The following is a 6,312-nucleotide window of genomic DNA, read 5'->3' as shown; positions in this document are numbered from 1 at the left end:
AACCTCAGTGCGGCTTGGCTTTCTTGGCCTTCTTTTTTGTGACCGGCTTCTTCGCTGCCGGTTTTTTCCCCTTCTCCTTCGTCTGAGCAAGGTACTTGCCGACGAATTCGTCGTTGAGAATGTCTTGGGGTCCCCAGATCGGGAATGTCACCGCGTGAATGCCGACGAAGGTGTGGCGGTGATGGACGTCGCACAGAACCCAGAGATTGTCTTCGCTGTGATCGACCCAATCGAGGATCTGCTCCTTGGTCATGCCGTTCTTGTATTGCGCATATTTTTCCGGATGCTTGTGCTGCAGCGCCGGCAGAATGTGCGAATTGAACTTGGCGGGATCGATCGCGTTGGCCATCGCCCATTCGACGATGTGATGGTGGGTTTCCATCTGCACCGCGCCGAACGGATTCTGCTTGGGGTCCTTCAGGGTCGAATTGCGGACGCCGCAGGCCAGGCACGGCAGGTCCTTGACCCGCACCATGTCGTCATGGGCCTTCTTGTAATCCGGGGTTTCGCGGCGGACATCGTGCGGCGGGTAGAACGCCACCTCGCGCAGCATCCGCGACACCGCATGCGCCTGCTGGTCGAGATCGCCGGCCGGCGCGCCGGTCTTGGCCTGGTGCTTCTTCACCAGCTTGCTGGCTTCGGCGATGCGATCCGGCGCATTGGCCTTCAACGTGGCGCCATGCGCGGCGACCATGGCCGCCTGCTTGTAAACGTCATTCAGATAAGCACTGCGATTTGCGGTGGCAGCCATCCTTGCCTCTCCCTTTCCCAAGGAGTGGACTGTACGCGCCGCACCTTATGCCCGCAATACGGGTATGCAACACAACTCACAACTTCCGTCGCCGACTATTCCGCCGCCAGCTTGCCGGTGCGGGCCCAGCCTTTGGGCAGGACGCGGCCGGTTTGGGCGCGTTCGCCCTTGAAATCCTTGAGGTCGGACGGGGCGTAGAGCTTGCCGTTTTCGCTGCGCAGGCCTTCCTTCCAGACGAAGGTGGTGGCGTCGATCAGTTCGCCGTCCTTGTAGCGCTGCAGGTAAACGCCCTGCCCTTTGGCCAGTTCGGGCACTTCGGACAGCGGGAAAATCAAGAGCTTCTTCTGCAGATCGAGGCCGCGCTTGTTCTCGCCGACGACGGCCACCGTGTCGCCCGCCACGAAGCGGCACACCGTCGCCTCGCCCGGCATCTTGACGTTCATGACGCGCTTGCCGGCCTTGGTCATGGCCACGGCGTCGTCCTCGGTGGTGATGAAGCCATGGCCGGTGGTGGCCGCCAGGAACAACTTGCGGCCCGGCTGGTGCACGAACATCGTCACCAGATCGGCTTCCGGCGCCAGATCGACGAAGGTGCGGATCGCCTCGCCGTTGCCGCGGCCGCCCGGCAGCTTGGAGCCGTCGAGGGTGAAGAAGCGGCCGTCGGTGGAGAACATCATCAGCTTGTCGGTGGTCTGGGCGTGAATCCAGAACCGTTCGCGGTCGCCTTCGCGGTATTTGATGCTGTCCGAGGGCTCGATGTGGCCCTTGAACGAGCGCACCCAGCCCTTTTGCGAACAGACGATGGTGATCGGCTCGGCTTCGACATGCTCCTCGATCGCCTGCACCTCTTCGGCGAAGGCTTCGACCTTTTCGACCTGCTTCCTGTCGGCGATCCTGGAACGGCGCTTGCCGAGCTCAGTCTTCTGGCCGAACTTGGCGTCCACCTCCTTGATCTCGTCGATCAGCTTGGCCTTGATCAGGTCGTCGGAGGCGAGCAGCCGTTGCAGCTCCTTCTGCTCCTTCGACAGCTCCTTGTGCTCGCCGCGGATCTGCATTTCCTCGAGCTTGCGCAAAGCGCGAAGGCGCATGTTGAGGATGGCTTCGGCCTGGTTGTCGGTGAGCTTGAAGGTCTTCATCAAGACCGGCTTAGGCTCCTCCTCGGTGCGGATGATCTTGATCACCTTGTCGAGGTTGAGATAGGCGACGAGATAGCCTTCCAGCACCTCCAGCCGCGTCGCGATCTTGCCGAGGCGATGGTTGGTGCGCCGCTCCAGCACATTCCGGCGGTGGTTGACGAACGCGGTCAGCGCATCCTTGAGGCTCATCACCCGCGGGACCAGCCCGTTGTCCAGCACGTTCATGTTGAGCGGAATGCGCGATTCGAGATCGGACTGGCGGAACAGCTGTTCCATCAGCACGTTTTCGTCGACCGTGCGGGTCTTGGGGATCAGGACGATGCGGATGTCCTCGGCGGACTCGTCGCGAACGTCGTCGAGCAGCGGCACCTTCTTCTGCTCGATCAGCTCGGCCAGGCGCTCGATCAGCTTGGCCTTCTGGACCTGATACGGAATCTGGTCGACCACGATCTGATAGGAGTTGCGCTGCCCCTCCTCCTTGAACCAGCGGGCGCGCACCCGGAACGAGCCACGGCCGGTGCGATAGGCTTCCTCGATCACCTCGGGACCATCCACCACGATGCCGCCGGTCGGGAAATCGGGCCCCTTGACGAATTTCAGGAGGGTGGCGTCGCGGGCGCCGGGGTTCTTGATCAGCTCGATGGTGGCGGCGCACAACTCGCCGAGATTGTGCGGCGGGATGGAGGTCGCCATGCCGACCGCGATGCCGTTGGAGCCGTTGGCGAGCAGGTTGGGGAAGGCGGCGGGCATCACCACCGGCTCGTCCTCGGAGCCATCGTAGGTCGGGCGGAAATCGACCGCGTCCTCGTCGAGGCCGTCCATCAGCGCCACGGCGGCCTCGGTCAGGCGGCTTTCGGTGTATCGCATGGCGGCGGCGCTATCGCCGTCGATGTTGCCGAAATTGCCCTGGCCATCGACCAGCGGGTAGCGGACGGCGAAGTCCTGGGCGAGACGGACCATCGCCTCGTAGACCGCAACGTCGCCGTGCGGGTGGTATTTGCCGATGACGTCGCCGACGACGCGGGCGCATTTCTTGAAGCCCTGGGCCGGGTTCAGCCCCAACAGCCGCATCGCGTACATCAGCCGGCGGTGCACAGGCTTGAGGCCGTCGCGGGCATCGGGCAGCGCGCGCTGGGTGATGGTCGACAGGGCATAAGCGAGGTAGCGCTCGCTCAGCGCAGAGGCGAGCGGCTCGGGGCGGATATCATCAACGACGGGCGTGGTGGGCATACGGGTACTTCCAAAACTGTCATGGCCTGCGTTCGTTAACCTGGATGGCCCGCATTGGCGGGCCATGACAAGAGGGAAAGCGCGGGGGCGACGTTCTACTTCGATTCGCCGGGCTGATGTGCCGCTAGAGAGTCGAGGCGTAAGCGCGCGGATGGCATGGGTTTTCCATTCGGGCGCAGGACGCGCTCGAGGAGGAAATGGCCGGTCAGCGCCAGACCGGCGGCGATGTCGGCGGCGGCCACTTCATTCTGGGCGCCGAGCAGGAATTGCGGCAGCGGGAACAGGCGGGCGGCATAAGGCGCACCTGCCGCAGCCGAGACCGCCCGCCCCGACTTGGGGGAGACGTAGATCAGATCATCGGTCGCCCCGGTCGCGGCACAGGACGACAGGTCGAGGCCAAAACCAAGCGCCTCCAACAGCCCCGCCTCCCAGCGGACATAGACCGCACCCCAATGGGCAAGGCCATCCTCCACCATGGCATCAAGCAGGATGGCGGAGGCCGCAAAGACCGGCTCATAGAGCGGAGCGCGTTCGGGGAGCGTGGTGGACGCCATGGCGGTAAAGGCGTTGAGCCCGGCGAGCCCCTCGCGACTATCCATCAGCGCGCCGGCGCGGGCGGTCTCGAGTTCGGCGGCGAAGTTGCCGAGATGCTCCTGGAGGCGGGCGCGCCACTGCAGGCGGACCGAGTTGCCCGGCTGCAGCACCGGCTTCAACGACCGCCCGCCGCGGACCAGCCCCATGTGGCGGCCATGGCTGCGGGTCAGGACCTCGAGAATCGTCCCGCTCTCGCCATGCTGGCGAACCGACAACACGATGGCATCGTCATGCCATTCCATGGATCATCAGGCGGGCCCGCCCCCAGTTGTCATGGCCCGCAAATGCGGGCCATCCAGGTCACATCGGCACGGAGGCGAAAGAGGGGCAATACCGCACGCAACCAGCAGATCGCCTCGCACCAACAGGGTCGCCCGCATGTGCGGGCGATGACACCGTTGGTTTGAGACGCGCCGCGCCCTCATTTGTCTTCCGGAAACTCCAGCCCGATTTCGCGGTAGTGTTCGCGCTTGTCGGCCCAGTCGGCGCGGACTTTGACGAACAGGAACAGGTGCACCCGGCGCTCGAAAAGGTATTCAAGTTCTTTGCGAGAAGCGGCGCCTATGTCCTTGATTGTCTCACCTTTTTTGCCAAGCACGATCGCCTTCTGGCCGTCGCGCTGGACGTAGATGATCTGGTCGATCTTGACCGATCCGTCCTTGCGCTCCTCCCACTTCTCGGTTTCCACTGCGGTGGCATAGGGCAGCTCGTCGTGAAGGCGCAGGTAAATCTTCTCGCGGGTGATTTCGGCGGCCAAGAGGCGCGACGGGATGTCGGCGGCCTGGTCGGGCGAATAGAGGAACGGGCCCTCCGGCATTTTCGATTCGCACCATGTTGACAGCTCGTCGAGACCATCGCCTTTGAGCGCGGATATCATGAAGATATCTTCGTAAACGCCTGTTTCATTGAGCCTTTGTGCCAACGGCAACAGTAGCTCCACGGGCAGCGCGTCAATCTTGTTGAGGGCCAGCGCGACTTTGCGATTCGCAGCTTTCAGGCCGGCGATGATCGCTTCGGTATCGGCGGCGGCGTGCCCCTTGGGCTTCTCGGTAACTTCGGCGGCGTCCACCAGATGCACCACCGCATCGGCATCGCCCGCCCCGCTCCAGGCGGCAGCGACCATCGCCTTGTCGAGGCGCCGGCGCGGCTGGAAGATGCCGGGGGTGTCGACGAAAATGATCTGGGTTTCGCCCCGCATCGCGACACCGCGGACGTTGGTCCGGGTCGTCTGCACCTTGGGGCTGACGATGGCGACCTTGGAGCCCACCAGGGCATTGGTCAGGGTCGACTTGCCCGCATTGGGCGCGCCGATAATGGCGGTGAAACCGCAACGGGTCATACGTGCTCCTTGGCTGGCCGACCGGCCGGCCGCGACGGGGAATTTCAAACCTGCTTGCCTACGCTTACCAGCATCTTGCGGGCGGCGTCCTGCTCGGCCTCGCGCTTGGAGGTGCCGGTGCCGACCTCGGGGTCTTTGCCGCTCACCGCCACTTCCACCGAAAACACCGGCGCGTGGTCCGGGCCCTCGCGCCCGACGATGGTGTAGACCGGCGGCGCCGATTTAGCACCCCTGCCCTGGGCCCATTCCTGCAGCCGGGTCTTGGGGTCGCGCATTTCAGTGGTGAGGGCCGCAAACGTCTCGGTCCAGTAGCGGCGGATAAACACCTTGGCGGCCTCGATCCCGCCGTCGAGATAGAGCGCGGCAATCACCGCCTCGCAGGCGCCAGCCAGGATCTGCAGCTTGCGCCGGCCGCCGGTTCCCGCCTCGGACTTGGCGAGGATCAGGTGCTCGGCCATCCCGGCCGCCTCGGCCGCCGCGGCGCACGCCTCGGCCCGCACGAGGTGGTTGAACTTGAGCGCCAGATCGCCCTCCTCGTCCTTGGGATAAAGCTCGTGCAGGCGTTCGGCGGCAATCAGGCCAAGGACCCGGTCGCCGAGGAACTCGAGCCGCTCATTGGAATTGGCACCGCTGGCACTGGCGTGGGTGAGCGCCCGGGTCAGCAGTTTCTTGTCGGAGAACAGGTGACCGAGGCGTTCTTCCAGCTCAGTCGATGGAGCGGAAGAGACGGTCCCAGCGGATGGCCTCCGGCCACTTCCAGAACGTGTAGAACTGCGTTTTTCGCTCATCGATAGAGAAGAATTTGAATTCGGCGCGGCCGACAAGGTTTTCGGCCGGAAGATAGCCGACGATGCCGCGACTGTCGTCCGAATCGTCCCGATTGTCGCCCAGCATGAAGTAATGCCCGGCGGGCACGGTGTACACCGGCGTCGTGTCGTTGCCGCCATCCAGGTCCCGGTCGAGCACGTAATAGGATTTCCCGCCCGGCAGGGTCTCGCGGTAGCGCGCGATGTGGTGGGAATAGCCGTTTTCGACCTCGACATAGTCGGCGACCCGGATTTTCGGGATCGGGCGATCGTTGAGGTAGAGCACGCCTTCTACCATCTGCACCCGGTCGCCAGGCACCCCGACGATGCGTTTGACGAAGTCGCGGCTCGGGTCGGACGGCAGCGCAAACACGGCGACGTCGCCCCGCTGCGGCCCAGGCCCCGGCGACCAGACGCGGCCGAAGCTCGGCAGGTAACTGCCCCACGGCAGCGAAT

At 64.2% G+C, this 6,312-nt stretch carries 6 protein-coding genes; all 6 read right to left on the bottom strand.

The features are described 5' to 3' along the window. Positions 1–4: 4 nt before the first annotated feature. Positions 5–751 carry a hypothetical protein gene (locus AC1P6P_RS18965; protein WP_481404010.1) on the bottom strand — a complete coding sequence of 249 codons (747 nt, stop codon included), beginning with the start codon at positions 749–751 and terminating at the stop codon, positions 5–7. 95 nt (positions 752–846) lie between these two features. Continuing rightward, complete coding sequence (parC, locus tag AC1P6P_RS18960; protein WP_481404009.1) at positions 847–3,117, bottom strand: DNA topoisomerase IV subunit A; 2,271 nt, start codon at positions 3,115–3,117, stop codon at positions 847–849. Between the two features lie 95 nt (positions 3,118–3,212). Beyond that, on the bottom strand, positions 3,213–3,953 hold the full coding sequence (gene recO / locus AC1P6P_RS18955) for a DNA repair protein RecO (RefSeq protein WP_481404008.1): 741 nt from the start codon (positions 3,951–3,953) through the stop codon (positions 3,213–3,215). Positions 3,954–4,132: 179 nt separating this feature from the next. Then, positions 4,133–5,050, bottom strand: coding sequence for a GTPase Era (era, locus tag AC1P6P_RS18950; RefSeq protein ID WP_481404007.1), 918 nt, complete (start codon positions 5,048–5,050; stop codon positions 4,133–4,135). 44 nt (positions 5,051–5,094) lie between these two features. Next, positions 5,095–5,838 (bottom strand): ribonuclease III, encoded by a 744-nt coding sequence (rnc, locus tag AC1P6P_RS18945; protein WP_481404006.1) that lies wholly within the window; start codon positions 5,836–5,838, stop codon positions 5,095–5,097. After that, positions 5,756–6,312, bottom strand: a 557-nt coding sequence (gene lepB, locus AC1P6P_RS18940; RefSeq protein ID WP_481404005.1) for a signal peptidase I, incomplete at its 5' end; no start/stop codon positions are given. The genes lepB and rnc, both read right to left, overlap by 83 nt.

This window comes from Rhizomicrobium sp., from assembly GCF_056722145.1.
This window is presented reverse-complemented; position numbering and strand designations above follow the sequence as displayed.